Origin of the sequence: Microbacterium sp. NPDC007973, assembly GCF_042958465.1 — a bacterium.
Lineage (GTDB): Bacteria > Actinomycetota > Actinomycetes > Actinomycetales > Microbacteriaceae > Microbacterium > Microbacterium galbum.
This window is the reverse complement of sequence record NZ_JBIBJJ010000002.1, coordinates 356,654-374,905: the sequence shown is the minus strand read 5'-3', so window position 1 is coordinate 374,905 and position 18,252 is coordinate 356,654. Positions and strand designations below refer to the sequence as shown.

Annotated in this window: 15 protein-coding genes; 8 read left to right on the top strand and 7 right to left on the bottom strand. The window is 70.8% G+C overall.

Annotated elements, in window-relative coordinates; genetic code table 11:
• Window positions 1-30 precede the first annotated feature (30 nt).
• Together murJ and ACFZA2_RS06855 are read right to left on the bottom strand one after the other, a co-directional pair.
• On the bottom strand, window positions 31-1,650 hold the full coding sequence (gene murJ, locus ACFZA2_RS06860) for a murein biosynthesis integral membrane protein MurJ (RefSeq protein ID WP_391402415.1): 1,620 nt from the start codon (window positions 1,648-1,650) through the stop codon (window positions 31-33).
• Window positions 1,647-3,899: a DUF6049 family protein gene (locus ACFZA2_RS06855; RefSeq protein WP_391402412.1), complete on the bottom strand. Its 2,253-nt coding sequence runs from the start codon at window positions 3,897-3,899 to the stop codon at window positions 1,647-1,649. Before ACFZA2_RS06855 ends, murJ begins: the two co-directional genes overlap by 4 nt.
• A gap of 131 nt (window positions 3,900-4,030) precedes the next feature.
• Here ACFZA2_RS06855 and ACFZA2_RS06850 point away from each other — a divergent pair, with 131 nt between their 5' ends.
• Both ACFZA2_RS06850 and ACFZA2_RS06845 read left to right on the top strand, forming a co-directional pair.
• A complete protein-coding gene (locus ACFZA2_RS06850; RefSeq protein ID WP_391402409.1) occupies window positions 4,031-5,542 on the top strand; it encodes a methyltransferase in 1,512 nt (503 codons plus the stop codon).
• Between the two features lie 100 nt (window positions 5,543-5,642).
• Window positions 5,643-7,070, top strand: coding sequence for a CCA tRNA nucleotidyltransferase (locus ACFZA2_RS06845; RefSeq protein ID WP_391402406.1), 1,428 nt, complete (start codon window positions 5,643-5,645; stop codon window positions 7,068-7,070).
• A gap of 300 nt (window positions 7,071-7,370) precedes the next feature.
• Here ACFZA2_RS06845 and ACFZA2_RS06840 read toward each other — a convergent pair whose 3' ends face one another.
• The 3 genes from ACFZA2_RS06840 to ACFZA2_RS06830 form a co-directional block, all read right to left on the bottom strand.
• A complete protein-coding gene (locus ACFZA2_RS06840) occupies window positions 7,371-8,477 on the bottom strand; it encodes a hypothetical protein (protein WP_391402403.1) in 1,107 nt (368 codons plus the stop codon).
• A complete protein-coding gene (locus ACFZA2_RS06835) occupies window positions 8,474-8,833 on the bottom strand; it encodes a PadR family transcriptional regulator (RefSeq protein ID WP_391402400.1) in 360 nt (119 codons plus the stop codon). The genes ACFZA2_RS06840 and ACFZA2_RS06835 overlap by 4 nt, the downstream gene beginning before the upstream one ends.
• Window positions 8,834-8,976: 143 nt before the next feature.
• On the bottom strand, window positions 8,977-10,011 hold the full coding sequence (locus ACFZA2_RS06830; protein WP_391402397.1) for an NAD(P)-dependent alcohol dehydrogenase: 1,035 nt from the start codon (window positions 10,009-10,011) through the stop codon (window positions 8,977-8,979).
• A gap of 190 nt (window positions 10,012-10,201) precedes the next feature.
• Between ACFZA2_RS06830 and ACFZA2_RS06825 the strand changes: the two genes are divergently transcribed.
• The 6 genes from ACFZA2_RS06825 (at window position 10,202) to ACFZA2_RS06800 (ending at window position 16,520) form a co-directional block, all read left to right on the top strand.
• Window positions 10,202-11,488 carry a GAF domain-containing protein gene (locus ACFZA2_RS06825; RefSeq protein ID WP_391402394.1) on the top strand — a complete coding sequence of 429 codons (1,287 nt, stop codon included), beginning with the start codon at window positions 10,202-10,204 and terminating at the stop codon, window positions 11,486-11,488.
• 75 nt (window positions 11,489-11,563) lie between these two features.
• Window positions 11,564-12,088, top strand: a complete 525-nt coding sequence (locus tag ACFZA2_RS06820; protein ID WP_391402391.1) for a hypothetical protein — start codon at window positions 11,564-11,566, stop codon at window positions 12,086-12,088.
• 434 nt (window positions 12,089-12,522) lie between these two features.
• On the top strand, window positions 12,523-14,073 hold the full coding sequence (locus ACFZA2_RS06815) for an aldehyde dehydrogenase family protein (RefSeq protein ID WP_391402389.1): 1,551 nt from the start codon (window positions 12,523-12,525) through the stop codon (window positions 14,071-14,073).
• Window positions 14,074-14,171: 98 nt separating this feature from the next.
• The gene (locus tag ACFZA2_RS06810) at window positions 14,172-14,564 is read left to right on the top strand and encodes a DUF779 domain-containing protein (protein WP_391402387.1); all 393 of its coding nucleotides are present in this window, start codon (window positions 14,172-14,174) and stop codon (window positions 14,562-14,564) included.
• Window positions 14,565-15,386: 822 nt separating this feature from the next.
• Complete coding sequence (locus ACFZA2_RS06805; protein ID WP_391402385.1) at window positions 15,387-15,659, top strand: hypothetical protein; 273 nt, start codon at window positions 15,387-15,389, stop codon at window positions 15,657-15,659.
• 57 nt (window positions 15,660-15,716) lie between these two features.
• Window positions 15,717-16,520 (top strand): hypothetical protein, encoded by an 804-nt coding sequence (locus ACFZA2_RS06800; protein WP_391402382.1) that lies wholly within the window; start codon window positions 15,717-15,719, stop codon window positions 16,518-16,520.
• Between the two features lie 7 nt (window positions 16,521-16,527).
• Here ACFZA2_RS06800 and ACFZA2_RS06795 read toward each other — a convergent pair whose 3' ends face one another.
• Window positions 16,528-17,133 (bottom strand): response regulator, encoded by a 606-nt coding sequence (locus ACFZA2_RS06795; protein ID WP_391402379.1) that lies wholly within the window; start codon window positions 17,131-17,133, stop codon window positions 16,528-16,530.
• Window positions 17,130-18,233 (bottom strand): sensor histidine kinase, encoded by a 1,104-nt coding sequence (locus ACFZA2_RS06790; RefSeq protein ID WP_391402375.1) that lies wholly within the window; start codon window positions 18,231-18,233, stop codon window positions 17,130-17,132. Before ACFZA2_RS06790 ends, ACFZA2_RS06795 begins: the two co-directional genes overlap by 4 nt.
• Between the last annotated feature and the right edge of the window lie 19 nt (window positions 18,234-18,252).

Sequence of the window (18,252 nt, the reverse complement as noted above, 5' to 3'; positions counted from 1 at the left end):
CTAGCCCTGGGGTATTCCGGGGGCGGGGGGCTAGCGCTTGGGGAGGAACCGCCGGCCGAGCGCAAGCGCCGGGGCGAGTTCGGGAGTGCGGAAGAGTGCCAGGATGCCGAGGTACACGACGAGGACGACTCCCCCGACGAGCGCCGAGCCGAGGGCGCCCGTCAGGCGATCCGCGGAGAGCCAGCCCTCGGGACCACCGCAGAGCAGGACGACTCCCCACCCCGCCGCGCCGGCCGGGATGCCGACCAGGATGAAGCGGAAGAGGGGCAGAAGCCATTCACGGATGCCGATGCCCCCGAGCCGACGGTTGAGGATCGCGGTCGCGATGTTCACCTGGACGAGGCTCGAAAGCGACTGGCCGAGAGCGACCGCGGCCGCGAGTTCGGTGACCGGGAGGAGGCCGGCATCCAGAGCCCAGCCCGCGCCGAGGGCGGTCACCGCGACCAGGACGCCCTGCACGAGCGTGAAGAAGAACGGCGTCCGCGTGTCGTTGTGGGCGTAGAAGGTGCGCTGGATCACGAACAGCACGGCGAGGGGCAGAAGACACACCAGGAAGCACAGGAGGACCGGAGCCGCGGCGACGGCCTCGCGGGAGTCGTTGGTGAAGATGCGCGAGGCGGGAACGGATGCCGCGACCAGCGCCGCCGTGGCGGCGACGATGAAGAGCCCGAGCACCCGGATGCTGCGGACGATGTCGTCGCGCACGCGGTCGTCACGACCGGCCGCGGCGTGCTCGCTCAGCTGCGTGAAGTAGGGGGTACCGATCGACAGCACGATGAGCGAGTACGGGAGCATGAACACCAGCCACGCGTTCTGCGAGGCGAGGACGGCGGGACCGTTCCCGGATGCCTCGAAGAGAACGCGGCTCTGCACGATCCCCGCGAGCTGGCCGATGATGACCATGAGGAACGTCCACCCGGCCAGTCGGCCGATGTGTCGCAGGCCCACCCCGCGCCACTGGAAGTCGGGCCGCAACCGCAGTCCCGCGCGCCTCCAGAAGATGAGCAGAACGATGGTCTGCAGCACGATACCGCCGGTCGCGACCCCGCCGAGGAGCGCGATCATGGCGGGTGTCCACTGATCGACGGCGGTGTTCGGTCCCCCGAAGATCAGCAGGAATACCCCGAAACCGACGAGCGAGACGACGTTGTTGACGATGGGCGCCCACGTGTACGGCCCGAAGACCTTGCGGGCGTTGAGAACCTCGCCGAGCAGCGAATACAGACCGTAGAAGAAGATCTGCGGAAGGCACCAGTACGCGAAGGCCGTGGCGAGGGCGATCTGATCGGGGGCCGCGGTCGCGGGCGTGTACAGCGCGACGATCCACGGAGCGGCGATCATCGCCAGGGCCGTGGCGATCAAGAGGATGACGGTGCCGAGGGTGAACAGCTTCGAGATGAACGCGCGTCCGCCGTCGTAGTGGGACGCGGCTTTGACGATCTGCGGCACGATGACCGCGGTCAAGACGCCCGTCGAGATGATCGCGTAGATCGCGTTCGGCAGGGAGTTGGCCAGGCCGAACGCGTCGCCGGCGTAGCTCTGGACCGAACCGACGATCGCGACGAGCACGACCTGGCGCAACAGACCACTCAGCCGGGACACGATGGTGCCCGCCCCGATGAGCACGCTCGCCCGTCCGATACTGCTCACGGGCGTGTCTCCTGCTCGATGTCGGTGTTGTCGGTGTCCGCGGCGGGGGCGTCCGGGTCGGCGCCCTCGGGGTCGCCGTCGTGGGGGTCGATGTCGGAGGGATCCGCGTCGTCGGGATCGGCGTCGCCGCGCCCGTCGGCATCCGGATCCTTGTTCCCCACCCCGTCGACGGCGTCGTGGTCTTCTTCGGGCGGCGCCGCTGCGGCGCGACGACGGCGCGCGACGGTGCGGACCACGCCGAGACTCAGGAACGCCACCACCAGCACGATGATGGCGATGAGGCCGATGCTCTCCCACTCGGCGCGCACCTCGACGTCGACGGCCTGGGGCTGCCCGATCGGCTCGCCGGTGGGGCTGAACAGCTGCAGGTCGACGCCGACCTCGCCGTTGGCGATGCGGGCCTCGACCGGTACCTCGACACGGGTGTTCGCCGAGGCCTGTGCGTCGACGGTGGTGTGGTCCTGTACGCGCAGGCGCGCGTCGTCAGGGCGTACCGACAGGACCACCGTGACCGGCCAGGGGAGGTCGTTGCGCACCCAGGGGCGCAGCGGCGCACTCGAGCTGACGAGGCGGAAGTCGGAGGACAGGATGCCGACCGAGTCGAGCGTCGTGGAGGTCGCGGCGCGATGGTCGGAGACGGCCTTGCGGGCGGCATCCCCCGTCCAGGAGATGTTCGTGACCTGCAGGACCTCGGCGCGCTCGCGGCCGGTGAGCAGTTCGGGCTGATCGAGGATCGTGGCGAAGCGGTCGACGACCTGTTCGTCGTCGAGCAGGGCGCTCACCTCGCTCACCCGCGCGTCATCGACGGTGGGCTCGGTGAGGGCGATCTCGGATGCGGGCAGCTCCGCGAGGGTCGCGAGGCGCGAGCCGGCGAACCCCGGCGCGGTGGCGATGAGCCCGAGGGTGGCGCGCAGACTCACGCGCGAGCGATCCGTCCCGCGGTCCAGGACGGCGAGGACGGGCTGTTCTCCGGTCGCGGCGCGGGCCATGGCCAGGTATCCCTGGGCGGCTGCGAGCGAGGAGCCGCGGAGCGTGGCGTCATTCTGTCCCGCGGCGTCGGCGAGGGCGCGCGACACCTCGGCGTCGTACACGGGCGTCGATACTCCCCCGACGGCTGCGGCGGCCTGACGCGCGCCTCCGGCCACGCTCGTCGACGGCACGAGCACGTGAGCGGGGTGGTCGGCGGTGCCGAGGGCGCCGAGCGTCGCGACGGTGTCCGAGCCGGCGGAACCGGTGGACGGCCAGTACACGTTCACCGTCGCGGTGCCGATGTCGAGCAGTGTCGCGGTCGAGGGGTACGTCGGCTGCCCCGGCGTCGACGCCGGTGAGGGGTCGGGGGTGGACACGGCCGAGACGGCCGGGGCCGGCTGGGTGAAGTCGGCGGCGGCCATGTACGTCTGCAGCGACGTCGGACTGAGCGGAGCGGACAGGCCGGCGCGCAGCTGCGCGGCGACGTCGGAGTCGCCGAACTGCAGGGCGAAGCGGTCGTTCGGCAGGCTGAGCAGCCGCTGCAGCCAGGCCACCGCGGTGGGTGGGGCGGACGAGCCCAGCACGCGGATCGCGGCCGGGATCGCGGGGTCGATCGCCAGGGTCGCCCCCGTGCCGTCGACCGCGTCGAGCTGCGCCGAGAGTGCGCCGTCGACGGCGGTGAGCTCGGCGAGCTCATTCGCCGTCAGCAGGCCCCGGGTGAGGGGGGCGGCGGTGATGGGGACGACGAGGGCGATGGGCGTCTGGGCGCCGGTGTCGGCGGGGACGACGATCACGGTCGCGGCCGAGAGGCCGACGCTCGCGGCGGTCACCTGCACGGGGTAGACGCCCGCGGCACGACCCGCCAGAGCCGCGTCGGTCGCCGCCACTGAGAGGGTGGTGGTGCTCTGCGCGCCGGCGGGAGCGGCATCCACCGATCCGGTCGCGACCTGCTGGACGGTCACTCCGGTCGCATCGCCGCTGAGCCAGCGCTCCAGGGCCGCGTCGTCGGCGAGCGGGTCGCGACCGATCCCCAGGGCGACAGGCGTGGAGACGGCGCTCGAGGGACCCGCGGTGAGGGTCGTGACGACCGACAGAGCGTCGCCGGATCGGAGGATGCCGTTCGCGGCGGGCGCTGCCGACAGGGTCGCCGGGGTGGCCGATGCGGAGGGGGACGGGGTGGCGTCGGCGACGGCGGTCGAGGCCGGGAGCGCGACGCCCAGAACCACGGCGAACGCCGCGAGGGTCGCCAGCAGCCGGCGCGTGCGAGGGCGCCGTGGCACGGGTGAGCCCGAAGGCGGGGAAGTCACGGTCATACGAGCGTCGGTGCAGGAGGGGGCCTCCTACCGCGTCGAGTCTAGGACGCGTCCCTTCACGCCCGCCGATAGCCTCGCGCAGACGGTTGAATGGACCGGTGCTCCCTGAACCCGATCCCCAGCTCTGCGACGCGCTCGCCTCCGACCTTCGCGCGGCGGGTTACTCCAGCGCCGCCCTGCGGGAAGCATGGGGCGAGCAGGCGGACGACGCCGTGGCCCGGGGGCTGCGCGGGCCGGCGGAGCACGCACTCGGCGCTCGCGACGACGCTCTCGCAGTTCTGGGGCGCCTGTGGGGTCTGGGTCTCGCGGTTCCGCGGAGGGAGGCCGCCGCGGCACTGCCCGCGCTCGGCGTCGAAGGAGCCGAGGCGTTGGGCCTGCTGACCCTGACCGGCGATGAGGCGCGACCCGCGGTGCTCGTGCGACCGCAGGCTTTCGCCGACGACGCGGGCGAGGTGGAGTGGTGGATCGCGAGCGATCTCGACGAGGCGGCCCTCGGCGGTCCCCTTCCGGAGGACCACGTGCTGGGGGTCGGCGGGGCGTCGCAGACCCTCGCCCGGCTGCAGATCACGCGCCGCGGCGGCACCGCGCTCGATCTGGGCACGGGCTGCGGCATCCAGGCCCTGCGTCTGCGGCGGCTGGTGGACCGCGTCGTCGCGACCGACATCTCCGTGCGCGCGCTGCGATTCACCCGGCTGAACGCCCTGCTGAACGGCGTGGACGGCATCGAGACGCGGCTCGGCTCGCTCTTCGAGCCGGTGGCTGACGAAACGTTCGACCGGGTGGCATCCAATCCGCCTTTCGTCATCACCCCGCGCGTCGAGGGGGTTCCCGCGTACGAGTACCGCGACGGAGGCATGGAGGGCGACGCTCTCGTGGCCACCGTGGTCCGCGAGGTCGGGGCGCATCTGTCGCCGGGCGGTGTGGCGCAGTCGCTCGGCAACTGGGAGTACCACGAGGGCGAGTCGGGGCTCGACCGCGTGCGCGGATGGGTCGGCGACGGGCTCGACGCCTGGGTGATCGAGCGCGAAGTGCTGGATCCGCTGGCCTATGCGGAGCTGTGGGTTCGCGACGGGGGGACCGTGCCCGGAACCGCCGCCTACGCCCGCCTCATCGAGGCCTGGCTCGACGACTTCGCGCGACGTGGAGTGACCGGGGTCGGGTTCGGGTACGTGCTGGTGCGCCGGCCGCTCGCCGGCGGCCCGACGCTCGCGCGCTACGAACGCGTGGCGGGCGGCGGCGAGGCGGGATTCGGACCGCATCTCGCGGACTGCCTCGCCGCGCACGATCGTGCCGCGCTGCTCGACGACGACGACCTCGCCGACAGCCTGCTGCGCGTCGCGCCCGACGTCACCGAGGCCCGCCACCATCGGCCCGGTGAGGGCGATCCCTCGGTCATCGAGCTGCGGCAGGGCGGCGGCTTCGCTCGGACGATCGAGGTCGATCCGGCTCTGGCCGCCCTCGTCGGCGCGTGCGACGGCGACCTGCCCGTGGGGACCCTCGTCGATGCGATCGCTCAGCTGATGGAGGTGGACGCCGCGCACCTGCGCGCGGATCTCCTCCCCCGCGTGCGCGAGCTGCTGGTGACCGGCTTCCTGTCGTTCGAGGACTGATCCGCGACGGTTCTCCGAGCGCCGTCCCCGCCGCGGGCGCACGGATGCCGTCCTCCACAGCCCGCTGAGAGCCGTCGGCGCCCCGGTTAGGCTCGGAGGCATGCTGAACATGGCCGAGGGTCTCGCGCGCCTCGAGGAGCTCGCCGCGCATCCCGTCGTCTCCGCGGTCGCCGACGCCTTCGCCGGCGCGGGCCGTGACCTGGCGATCGTGGGCGGCCCGGTCCGCGACGCCCTCCTGGGGCGCCTCACCCATGACTTCGACTTCACGACCGACGCTCGCCCCGACGAGATCCTCGCGCTGATCAAGCCCATCTCGTCGGTGCAGTGGGACGTCGGTCGTGCCTTCGGAACGATCGGCGCACGCGTCAGGGGCGAGCAGGTCGAGATCACGACGTTCCGCGCCGACAGCTACGACGGCGTCACCCGCAAGCCCACGGTGGAGTTCGGCGACACCCTCGAGGCCGACCTCAGCCGCCGCGACTTCACGGTCAACGCCATGGCGCTGCGCGTACCCGCCCGCACCCTCGTCGACCCGACGGGCGGGGTCGAAGACCTGCTCGCCGGCCGCCTCCGCACGCCGATCGATCCGGCCGTGAGCTTCGGCGACGACCCGCTGCGCATGCTGCGCGCGGCCCGCTTCTCGTCGCAGCTCGACTTCGCGGTCGATCCCGCGACGCTCGACGCCGTCCATGAGCTGCGCGCGTCTCTGTCGATCGTCAGCCCGGAACGGGTGCAGGCCGAGCTCGTGCGGCTGCTGCAGACCGACGATCCCGTGCGGGGGATCCGCGTGCTCGTCGAGACCGGGCTCATCGAGGAGTTCCTGCCCGAGGTCCCGGCCCTCCGCCTCGAGGTCGACGAGCACCACCACCACAAAGACGTCTACGAGCACTCCCTCACGGTGCTGCGGCAGGCCATCGCGCTCGAGAAGAAGCGTCACCCGGATGCCGCTCCCGACGTGCCGCTGCGCCTGGCGGCCCTGCTGCACGACATCGGCAAGCCCGCCACCCGGCGTCTCGAGGCCGGAGGCGGCGTCACTTTCCACCACCACGACATCAAGGGTGCGCGCATGGCCCGCAAACGCCTCCAGGCGCTGCGGTTCGACGCCGCGACCACCACGGTCGTCTCGCGCCTGGTCGAGCTGCACCTGCGGTTCTTCGGCTACGCCGAGGGCGCGTGGACGGATGCCGCGGTCCGGCGGTACGTGCGCGATGCCGGCGACGAGCTGGAACGCCTGCACATCCTCACGCGGGCCGACGTGACCACGCGCAACAAGCGCAAGGCCCAGCGCCTGGCATCCGCGTACGACGACATCGAGGCTCGCATCGCCGCGCTGCGCGAGCAGGAGCAGATCGACGCGATCCGCCCCGAGCTCGACGGCAATCAGATCCAGCAGATCCTCGGGCTCGCGCCCGGTCGCGAGGTGGGTGAGGCGTATCGCTTCCTGCTCGACCTGCGTCTCGACGAGGGAGTGCTCGGCGAGGACGAGGCCGAGAAGCGCCTGCGGGAGTGGTGGGCGGCGCGGGGCTGAGGTCGCGCTGACGAGGGGTGCGTGGCGGCTCGGGTCGCTCCTGCGGCCGGCCGCTCGGTCGCGGGGCGCGAGACGGCGTTCGGCTGACAAGTCGGTGGCATCCTGCAAACGAGATGTCAGCGAGATGCAGTCTCGCGGCGGCGCTGCCCACCCGGACAGCGATCGGGGCGTGATTCTTGCGCCCCCACGCGCCGAATCACGCCCCGAACGTGGGTGGTCAGTCCTGCTCCTCGCGGGACTGCTCCAGAGCGGCGGTCACCAGGTGGGTGAGCTCGATGCTCACGATGCGCGGCTGGTCGCTCACGGTGTCACCGCCCCGTCAATCGCCGTCGGCGTAGGCGACGGGCTGGGGGCCACAGCGGCATCCGTCGAGGGAGCCGGTGTCGGTGCGATGTTGGCGGGGAGGGGCTGCACTCGGAGGAAGGGGAAGACCGTCGGCCTCGCGTTCGCGGCATCCGCGAGGCTGTCCCAGGTGGAGACCCCGGCGGGGATCTCCCGTAGCGGGTAGACATTCCACGCGTCGCTTCCGCCGGGGATGACGTAGGGAACGGGGACCGGCCCCCCGCCCCCGTAGAAATAGGAGTCGACGGGCGCTCCGTCGACGTCTCGCCCCACCGTCCTGAGGGCATTGCCGTCCTGGTCGAACAACTGCACGGTGGGGATCGGGTTGCCGTCGGCATCGAAGGCGTAGATGTTGCGCACGCGCTGGCCATCGATCGAGAGGCCGGGCGGAAGGTACGACGCGTAATTCGGGGCGGAGTCGGTCGTGATCTGTGAAACGGCGGAGGAGTACAACCCGATGAGCATCGGCAGCGCGAGGATCGCGCCGATGGACGCGACAGTGCGGAGCGCGCGCACGCCGCGCCACGGCAACCATCGCCCCCGTCCCCACTGCACACTCAGGAGAAGAAGGCCGAGCAGTATCGCCCAGGCACCGAGATTGCCGTTGAGGACGAAGACCGCCCCGAGCAACCCGTTGTACGTGCGCGAGGGGACGAACGTGAGGAGCAGGACATAGGCCGCGAAGTACCACGTGATCCCGCGCAGCAGCCACCACACGGGTCGGAGGGACGAGAGGAAGTCGAACACCCACGCTCCCGAAGGGCTGCGGCGAACGGAGGCGCCGGTCTCGACCCACCCGTCGTGCACCATCTGCACGATCGATGTCCGTCGCCCTCGCGAGACGGCGCTGCGCTCGGGCAGTCCCGCCGCCGCGCGCAGCTCTTCGGCGTAGGTCGTGGCATCCGGGAGGGTGAAGTCGTCGCCGGCCTCAGCGGCCTGGTCGGACAGATCGGCCTCGAGACCGTCGAGTAGGTCGTCGACGTCGTCGGCGGGCAGGTCGTCGAGGTGTGCGCGCACCGCGGCGGCGAAGGCGCGGATGTCGTCGCGGACGGGCCTGGTGATCATCGTGCGTCTCCGATCGTGCGCAGCTTCTTCGGGCGGGCGGTGTCGTCGAGGAGGGTCGTCATGGCGGACGAGAACTGCGACCAGCTCGCGCGCTGGGCGTCGAGCAGCTCCCGACCCTGTGGATTGATTGCGTAGTACTTGCGGTGCGGTCCCCCATCGCTCGGCACCACGTAGCTCGACAGTGCGCCCGCGGAGTACAGCCGCCGCAGCGTGCCGTACACCGAGGCGTCGCCGACCTCGCCGAGACCTGCCTCGCGCAGGCGCCGCACGATGTCGTACCCGTACCCGTCGTCGTGCTGCACGACCGCGAGCACGGCGGCGTCCAACACCCCCTTCAACAGCTGCGTCGTATCCACGCGGCCCCCCTTCGCTTCTCTGCCACGGACAGTACCACGCAGTGCACAGTAGTGCGTAGTGTGAAGGTTGCCGGTCTCGACCATCGCGTGGAACGCAGAGGGGCGGCATCCGTCGGTCGGATGCCACCCCCTCGACGTTTCTGTCAGGGAACCACGACCGCCCGGCCGCGCACCCGTCCCTTGTGCAGCTTCGCGTACGCCTCGACGGCGCCGTCGAAGCCGTAGCGCTCTACGTGCACACCCACCGCGCCGCTGCGCGCGAGATCGAGCACCTCGATGAGCTCGCTGCGGGTGCCCCAGTACGGCGCGCGCACGGCCGCGCCCATCGGCGTGGAGAAGAAGCCGGCGGGCAGGATGCCGCCTCCGATGCCGACGATGTGGATGAAGCTGTCGAGACCGGCGACGGCACGGGCGAGATCGATGGTCGGCTGCACGCCTACGAAGTCGAAGACCGCGGTGGCGCCGAGGCCGTTCGTCAGCTCGCGGATGCGGTCGGCGGCGTGCTCGTCGGAGGTGACCGCGTGGTGCGCGCCCACCTCGCGGGCGAGGGCGAGCTTGTCGTCGCCGAGGTCGACCGCGATCACCGTCGCCTGCGTGATGGCGCGGAGGATCTGCACCCCCACGTGACCGAGGCCGCCGACGCCGATCACGACGGCGGTCGCCCCGGGATACAGCTTCTCCTTGGCCGCGACGATCGCGTGATACGGCGTCAGCCCCGCGTCGGTCAGTGAGACGGTCTCGACGGGGTCGAGGTCGCCGAGCGGCGCGAGGTGTCGCGGGTCATCGACGATGACGTATTCGGCCATGGCACCCGGGCTGCCGAGTCCCGGAGGGGTGATCCCCATCTCGGCCGCGTAGGGGCAGTAGTTCTCGGCGCCCTGGGCGCACGCGTGACAGCGACCGCACCCCCACGGCCCGTAGATGGCGTAGGCCTCGCCGATGTTCACGCCGTCGACGCCCTCGCCGAGCTCGTCGACGATGCCGGCCCCCTCGTGGCCGAGCGTGAGCGGCAGGCCGTAGGTGTACTGGTCCTCCGGGAGGTCCATCACGAACCAGTCCGAGTGGCACAGCCCCGCGGCCGTGACCTTCAGTCGCACCTGGCCCGGACCCGCGTGGGGCTCCTCGATGTCGACCACCTCGGGGCCCTTGCCGATCTCGCGATACTGCACTGCCTTCATGGCATCCCTTTCTCTCGGTCCTTTCACGCTGCCTCGACCCTCCCGCGTCGAGGACGGGGGTTGACGGCGTTTTCCGCTGATCGGGAACCGTTCTCACCGGCAGAGTGGGGAGACCTCGGCGAACCCTCCCTAACGGGCTGCCGCCCGACCTACACTTGTCGCACCTGCCGTCACCGTCGATGGGAGTTCCGTGCCTTCACCGTGGTCGCGTCCCGCGATCTCCCCCGAGACCTCGGGGCTGCTGATCGCGCGCGCCCACGACGAACTCCTCGCCGGCAATGAGGACCGTCGGCTCGCCGACGTGCGTCCGCTCGTGCAGGAATCGTGGCGGCGGTCGCTGGCATCCCTCGTCGGTCCGGAGGGACTCCCCTCGCTCGACCTCGCCAGCGAAGAACTCGACACCTACCGACGGGCCCACCCTCTCGCCGGGGTCATGGACATGGTCCGCGCCCTGCTCCTGCCCGGAACGGCTGAGGAGTCCGGAGTCGTCGTGGCCGTCGGCGATGCGGCGGGTCGCCTGCTGTGGGTGGAGGGCGACCGTCACATCCGATCGCTCACGGGTGACATGGGCTTCGTCGCGGGAGCGAACTGGGCGGAGGATGCCGTGGGCACCTCGGCCCCGGGAACCGCGCTGACCCTCGACAGGTCGGTGCAGATCCGCGGAGCCGAGCACTTCAACCGTCTCGTCCAGCCGTGGTCGTGCACCGCGGCGCCCGTCCACGATCCGGAGACGCGGCGGCTCCTCGGCGTCATCGACGTCACGGGAGGACCCGAGGCCGTCACCCCGCAGGCGCAGTTGCTCGTGGATGCCACGGCCCGGGCCATCGAGAGCGAACTGCTCGTCACCCGATTGCGCGCGCAGCAGGCTCCTCCCCCCAAGCGCTCGACGCCGTCGCGGGCGCTGCTGCGCATCCTCGGCCGCGACCGTGCGCTGCTCGAGGCCGGCGGGTCGACGCTGGAGCTCAGCGCGCGCCACGCCGAGATCCTTCTGCTGCTCGCGGTGCACCGGGAGGGACTGTCGGCTGAGGCGCTGAGTGAGGCCGTCTACGGCCACGCGGCCGTCGAGACGCTCCGCCCCGAGATGGTGCGCCTGCGCCGCGCGCTGGTCCCGGTCGCGCCGCGTCTGGTGCCGGCATCCCGGCCCTACCGCCTCCCCGATGGTCTCGAGACGGACGCGCAGCACATGCTGTCGCTGCTCGACCGGGGGGCGCATCGCGTCGCGCTCGCCGCTTATGCCGGTCCGGTGCTGCCGGACTCGGAGGCGCCGGGAGTCGTCGAGGTGCGCGAGTCGGTGCGGTCGGCTCTGCGCGAAGCGCTGATGGCCGAGGCGGGCGTCGACGTGCTGCTGGCCTATGCCGAGACCCTGGAGGGCCGCGACGACGACGGGGTGCTCCGGTTGTGCCTGTCGATGCTGCCACCGCGGTCGCCGAAGCGAGCCGGTCTGGTCGCGCGGATCGAGCGGCTCGAACGCGCCTGAGGCGGGGCGCCGGCTTTCCACAGGCGACGCGCCGTGCGCGGGTCCGATGTCGGACCCCGTGGTTACAGTGAACATATGGACGAAAAAGCGCTCGACATCTTCTCGGCAGCCCGCGCCCGTCGCGACGTGGCGCGCATCCGCGAGGCGCTCGCCGAGGTCAAGGCCGGCGATGTCGCCCGGGTCATCGTCCGTTCGCCGCGGTACGGGCTCTACGCCCTCGAGGGCACGGTGCGCATCGGGGTCGGAGGTCAGCCGCTCGTGGGCGACGTGATCCTCGCGACGAGCTCCGAGATCCAGCGCATCGACCTGGGCATCGAGGCGCCGCAGCCGGCCCTCGACGCCGACGTCGTCGACCCGTCCACGCTCCCCCACGGCACACCCGTGCGTGTCACCTTCCTTACGCCCACCCACCAGACGTTCGCCCTCACCGGGCCGATCACCGCGGGCAACGACCGCTTCCTGCTCGTCGGCAGCTGGATCGTCGCCGACGACCGCACGATCGCTCCGCGCGTGCAGAGCATCGAGCGCCTCGACGACGTCGACCTGCACGAGGTCAACGTGCCGCCGCTGCGTTCGGTGCTGGCCGACGCCGACGCGTAAACCGTGCTCGCGCGAACGGATGCCGTCGCCCGAGGGTCGCGGCATCGTCGTTCTCGGGTGCGAGGTGAGGCTGGTCGCGTCCGGCGGCCTGTGCGGCGTCTCGGGTAGGCCCCGCTCCTCGACGGGCGGGTGCGGCGCGCGCCTGCGCCGGTCTCGGTGCGCCGTCAGCTGAGGCACCGCCACGCCGGTGCCGTGCCCGGTCGCCCGGCCCTGCCGTGTCGCCGCAACGCCGGAGCGGCGAGATCACACGTTCTCTCCGAGATCACACGCCGTTCGCGCGAATAGCTCGTGATCTCGCGCGGATCATGTGATCTCGGCGCGCCCCGCCCGCGCCCCGCGACCGGTGCAACCCGATGCAACCTCCCCGGGCGTACCGTCGGCGCATCGCCGCCCGAAGCCGTTGCGGCGACTCATGACCGTCGAAGGAGACACGCATGACCATCGTCGAAGAAGGCGTCTCGAGCGTCTACGCCGCACCCGGAACCCGCGGGGCCGTCGCCGAGTACCGCTCGCGGTACGGGCACTACATCGGCGGCGAATGGGTCGAACCGCACAGCGGCGAGTACTTCGAGAACATCACCCCCGTCACCGGCAAGCCGTTCTGCGAGGTCGGCCGCGGCGACGCGCACGACATCGACAGAGCAGTGGATGCCGCGTGGAAGGCGTTCGCGTCGTGGAAGAAGACCACGCCGGCCGAGCGCAGCGTCATCCTGAACAAGATCGCCGACCGGATCGAGGAGAACCTCGAGAAGATCGCCGTCGCTGAGACGTGGGAGAACGGCAAGCCGGTGCGCGAGACCCTCGCCGCCGACATCCCGTTGACCGTCGATCACTTCCGCTATTTCGCCGGCGTGCTGCGGGCGCAGGAGGGCTCGCTGAGCCAGCTCGACGAGAACACCGTGGCGTATCACTTCAACGAGCCGCTCGGCGTGGTCGGGCAGATCATCCCGTGGAACTTCCCCATTCTCATGGCGGCGTGGAAGCTCGCTCCGGCCCTCGCCGCGGGCAACTGCGTCGTGATCAAGCCCGCGGAGCAGACCCCGGCATCCCTCCTGTTCCTGTTCGACATCATCGGCGACCTGCTCCCGGCGGGCGTGGTCAACATCGTCAATGGGTTCGGCATCGAGGCGGGGGCACCGCTCGCGCAGCACAAGCGGATCCGAAAGATCGCGTTCACGGGTGAGACCACGACCGGGCGTCTGATCATGCAGTACGCGTCGCAGAACCTCATTCCGGTGACGCTCGAGCTCGGCGGCAAGAGCCCGAACGTCTTCTTCGAAGACGTCGCTCTGCGCAGCGACGACGTCTATTACGACAAGGCTCTCGAGGGCTTCACGATGTTCGCGCTCAACCAGGGCGAGGTCTGCACGTGCCCGTCGCGGTCGCTCATCCAGCGGTCGATCTACGACCAGTTCCTCGGCGACGGCCTCGAGCGCGTGAAGAAGGTCCGTCAGGGCAACCCGCTCGACCCCGAGACGATGATCGGCGCGCAGGCCTCGAACGACCAGCTCGAGAAGATCCTGTCGTACATCGACATCGGCAAGGCCGGCGGCGCGAAGCTGCTCACCGGCGGGGAGCGCGTCGACCTCGGTGACGACCTGTCGGGCGGCTACTACGTCGCGCCGACGGTGTTCGAGGGCACGAACGACATGCGCATCTTCCAGGAGGAGATCTTCGGTCCCGTGCTGTCGGTGACGTCGTTCGACGACTTCGACGACGCCATCTCGATCGCGAACGACACTCTCTACGGCCTCGGCGCCGGCGTGTGGAGCCGCAGCGGCGACACCGCGTACCGGGCGGGCCGCGCGATCGAGGCCGGACGCGTCTGGACGAACACCTACCACCAGTACCCCGCGCACGCCGCGTTCGGTGGGTACAAGCAGTCGGGCATCGGCCGCGAGAACCACCTCAAGATGCTCGATCACTACCAGCAGACGAAGAACCTGCTCGTGTCGTACGCCGAAGGCGCGATGGGCTTCTTCTGATCGGCCGAGTCGGGGTCGTGGCGGCGATCCCGACCCGTGTGACCCCCGGGTTCGCCCCGGGGGTCACACCCCTTTCCGGATTCGAAGGAGAAGAACGGATGCCAGACCTGTCCCGCGTGGACGTGACGGATGCCGCAGCCACGCTGCTGCGCGATCTGACGGCGAAGCACGGCCCGCTGATGTTCCATCAGTCCGGGGGCTGCTGCGACGGCAGCTCGCCGATGTGCTACCCGGTCGGCATGTTCCTCACCGGGCCCAGCGACGTGCTGCTGGGCACGGTCGACGTCGGCCTGGACGATCCGATCGAGGTCTACATGTCGGAGTCGCAGTTCGAGTACTGGAAGTTCACGCACCTGACCATCGACGTCGTGCCGGGCCGTGGCGCGGGGTTCTCGGTCGAGGGGCCGACGGGGATGCGATTCCTCATCCGATCGCGGATGCTGACGGAGGAGGAGGCGGTGGCGTTCGGGGTTCGTGCTGCTGCCGAATGATGACGCAGCGGCCAGATGAGCGGCTGCGGGCGCCGACCGAGCGCGGGACGGGGCACCCGGGTGTTTTCCCGGGTGCCCCGTCTCAGCCCTCTGTGCCACCGGGCGTTTTGCGCTCTCGTCGGTTGCGGTCTCTCAGCATGGCGGTCACGGCGTAGCCCAGACAGATGCCTGACGGTGCGAGGACGGCTTCGGGTGCGAGGGCCGCGGTGCTGAGACCCGCGAGGCACACGGCACTCGCGCTGCCCCACAGCGCGCGGGCACTTCTCAGCTCGAGCGCCGCACCCGAACCCACACCGACGAGGACCGAAAGCACGGTCACGACCGCGGGGACTCGGAGGAACTCAAGGATTTCGTGCACGGCTCAGCAGGACGTCTCTCGTTCGGGGGTCACCGACGTGACCTCGCCGCTCATGGAAGGTCGCAGACAGGATCACGTGAAGATTCGCATGTGCGCATAGTGATCGGCAACGAACTTCATCACCGGGACGCGTTGTCGCCCACATGGCCGACGATACAAGTTGGCCCGGAGGGTGACTTCGCTATGCGCTATGCCCTGCTGCCGACACATCTGATCGCGCGTCGTTCTCGCGATTCGGCCCGCCAGTCTCGTCGATCGTGCCGGGGAGGTGCACCGCCCGGGCGATGTCGCCGACAGGGCCGATATCGCCGCGTCGTGGGCGGACGGGAGTAGGCGAACGTCACCGGCAGCCGGGTGAAGACTGATCGTTGACGCATCCTCGTTCGTGCGGCTCTCAGTAGCCTGTGGTGCCTCCGGGCCCGTCGCCCGGCCCGCTTTCGAGTTCTCCGTGCGAGAGGTGGCAGATGAGGTTCAGCGCCGGACGTCTCATTCTCGTCGTGCTCTCCCCCGTCATCGCGGCCGGTTTCGTCGCGATCCTGCTGATGCTGCTGGCGGTTGTGGCCACCGAGATGGCGACCACCATCGACATCCCCTATCTCGTCACGTACACGGGGACGAAGGACCCGACCGGGGGCGGGCGGATTCTTGTCATCGATGGATCGTGGGCGGCCGCGACCGCGTTGACCGGCATCCTCACGTTCCCGCTCATCGCGCTGGCGTTGTTCTTGCCCGACTGAACGTCGTTCGGCTCGCGTCGCGCGCCGCGTGAGGGCTCCAGGCGACAGACTGGGCGGGTGCCCGCCGCGATCGACTACTCCCCGCTGACGCACCCCGTGCCCGCTCCGACGCGGACGAATGCCACCGCCCACGCGGTCAGTCGTCTCGCCGAGGTGAACGGGTGGGAGTACTGCACCCACGCCGTCGCGCAGCCCCTCCCGGGCGTCGTCTTCCGCGAACCGGACGGGCGGCCCCGCTCCTCGCAACGCTCCGTCAACATCGTGCGCATTCCCGGAAGCCCATCCATCGAGATCGGCGACAGCTTCTACGCCGAGATCGCCCAGGGGAATCAGTACACCCAGACGTGGGGGTATGCCGCCGTCGACCTGGGCGTCGACGCGCCGTCGCTCACCGTCGAGGCGCGGAGTAACCGTCGGCTCTCGCCCCTCCCCGCGACTCCCGCCGGCGCCGTGCCGGACGAGCGTCATCCCGGGGTGCTCGTCGAGGCCGCCCCGGGGTCGGAACAGGATGCCGACTCCCTCCTGACCACCGAGATCGTCGCCGCTCTCGGTGATGAGACCTACCCTCTGAATCTCGAGCTCGCGGGCCGCTGGCTGTTCCTGTACGCGCCGCGGTCGCTCTCCACCGACGATGCCGAGTCGTGGAGACACGTCCTCCATACGGTCGATCTCGTCGTGCGCCGGATGCGTGAGTGGCACCCGGCAGGTGCGCACTCGCCATCCGGCACCTCGAACAGGACGCACGCCCGGGAGGCACGCGACGCGAGGGTGAACGGGCGCCGCGTCGCCTGGCAGCTCAGCCTGCTGGCGGTCGCCATGGTGGGCGGAGCCGTCGCCGCGTTGGTCATCGGCGGACGCTGACGGCTCGCTACAGCCAGCCCCGCTCCACCGCCACCCGCACCGCGTCCGCCCGATTCCGCCCACCGGTCTTGCCGATCGCGCTCGAGAGGTGGTTCTTCACCGTCCCTTCCGACAGGTGCACCGTCCGCGCGATGTCGGCGATCGAGCCGCCGTCGCGTGCCGCGGCGAGCACGTCGGTCTCTCGCTCGGTGAGCGGGGAGTCCCCCTGCGCCAGCGAGTCGGCCGCCAGAGCCGGGTCGACCACGCGCAGGCCGAGAGAGACGCGTCGTACCGCATCCGCCAGCTCCGCCGCGGGGGTGTCCTTGACCACGAATCCGGACGCCCCCGCCTGCATGGCACGCGCCAGGTAGCCGGGGCGACCGAAGGTCGTGACGATGAGGGCGCGGCATCCGGGGACCTCCGAACGCAGGAGGGATGCGGCGGCGATGCCGTCGATGCCGGGCATCTCGATGTCGAGCAGGGCCACGTCGGCCTGGGAGGCGCGGGCGGCCTCGACCACGTCGTCGCCGCGGCCGACCTGGGCCACGACCTCGATGTCGTGCTCGAGCCCGAGCAGGGCGGCCAAGGCGCCGCGGACCAGAGCTTGGTCGTCGGCGATGAGGAGTCGGATCACCACGCCACCTTCAGTGTGAATCCGCCGAGGTCGCCGCGACCGACGGTCAGACGGGCGCCGGAGGTCTCCACGCGCTCGCGGAGGCCCGTCAACCCCGAGCCCGTGGATGCCGCGGGCGAGGGGCCGCAGCCGTCATCGGCGACCTCGATCGACCGGCCGTCGAGCCGCACGCGGCAGGCGGTGGCTCCGGAATGGCGGATGACGTTGGTCACGGCTTCCCGCACGACCCAACCGGCGAGTTCACGGCGGTCGGCGGGCACCTGCTCCGTCGTCCCGGGGAGGTCGGCGGAGACGCCGGCGCTCTCCAGAGCGGCACGGGCGGCCGCGAGCTCTCCGCTGATGCTCACACCGCGATACCCGTGGACCGTCGTGCGGACGTCGGAGAGCGCACCGCGCGCCAGTTGCTCGATCTGGGCGACCTCGTCGCGGGCGGCCGGGGAGCCGGCATCCAGCAGTCTTCCGGCCAGCTCCGCCTTCACCGTGATCACGGTGAGCGAGTGGCCGAGGATGTCGTGCACGTCGCGCGCGACGCGGCCGCGCTCGCGCTCGGCGGCGAGTTCGGCGATCTGCGCCTGGGCGGTGCGCAGCTTCTCGAGCGTGACGATGTTCTCGACGAACGAGAACATCATGAACGACACCGAGACGATCACGGCTGCATTGAGCCCGCTGAGGAAGGTGCCGTCGCCGGCGCCGAAGAAGAACGCGCCCGCGGCCAGCGCTGCGACGACGGGGAAGACGATCGACCGGCCCGCCCGCGAGACGGCGACGGCGACGCCGACGAACGTCCACATCCAGCGGATGTCGCCTCCGAGCCAGGGAAGGAGCGACAGGCTCAGCGCGAACAGGACCGCGGCGGGCGCCAGTCGGGCCAGGCGTCGCGGGGTGCGCCGGATCACCGGCACCGACACCAGGAAGACGCCGGCGAAGATCGCGATGATCACCGTACCGACGACATGCGCGAGCGTATCGGGCAGCTCCCACAGCGAGAGCAGGGTCGGGAACGTCCAGATCAGCGAGAGTCCTGCGCCGATGAACCATCCGCGATCGCTCGGACCGAAGCCCGGAGCGCGCAGGCGCCCCGGGCCGGTCGTCGAGCTCATGTCGTTCACGATAGAGCGA

What these genes read in the sequence shown, in the direction of transcription:
- ACFZA2_RS06805 (WP_391402385.1), top strand. Translation starts at nt 15,387, where the DNA reads ATGAGGTTCAGCGCCGGACGTCTCATTCTCGTCGTGCTCTCCCCCGTC.
- ACFZA2_RS06830 (WP_391402397.1), bottom strand. Translation starts at nt 10,011, where the DNA reads ATGAAGGCAGTGCAGTATCGCGAGATCGGCAAGGGCCCCGAGGTGGTC.
- ACFZA2_RS06820 (WP_391402391.1), top strand. Translation starts at nt 11,564, where the DNA reads ATGGACGAAAAAGCGCTCGACATCTTCTCGGCAGCCCGCGCCCGTCGC.
- ACFZA2_RS06840 (WP_391402403.1), bottom strand. Translation starts at nt 8,477, where the DNA reads ATGATCACCAGGCCCGTCCGCGACGACATCCGCGCCTTCGCCGCCGCG.
- ACFZA2_RS06810 (WP_391402387.1), top strand. Translation starts at nt 14,172, where the DNA reads ATGCCAGACCTGTCCCGCGTGGACGTGACGGATGCCGCAGCCACGCTG.
- ACFZA2_RS06815 (WP_391402389.1), top strand. Translation starts at nt 12,523, where the DNA reads ATGACCATCGTCGAAGAAGGCGTCTCGAGCGTCTACGCCGCACCCGGA.
- ACFZA2_RS06845 (WP_391402406.1), top strand. Translation starts at nt 5,643, where the DNA reads ATGCTGAACATGGCCGAGGGTCTCGCGCGCCTCGAGGAGCTCGCCGCG.
- ACFZA2_RS06790 (WP_391402375.1), bottom strand. Translation starts at nt 18,233, where the DNA reads ATGAGCTCGACGACCGGCCCGGGGCGCCTGCGCGCTCCGGGCTTCGGT.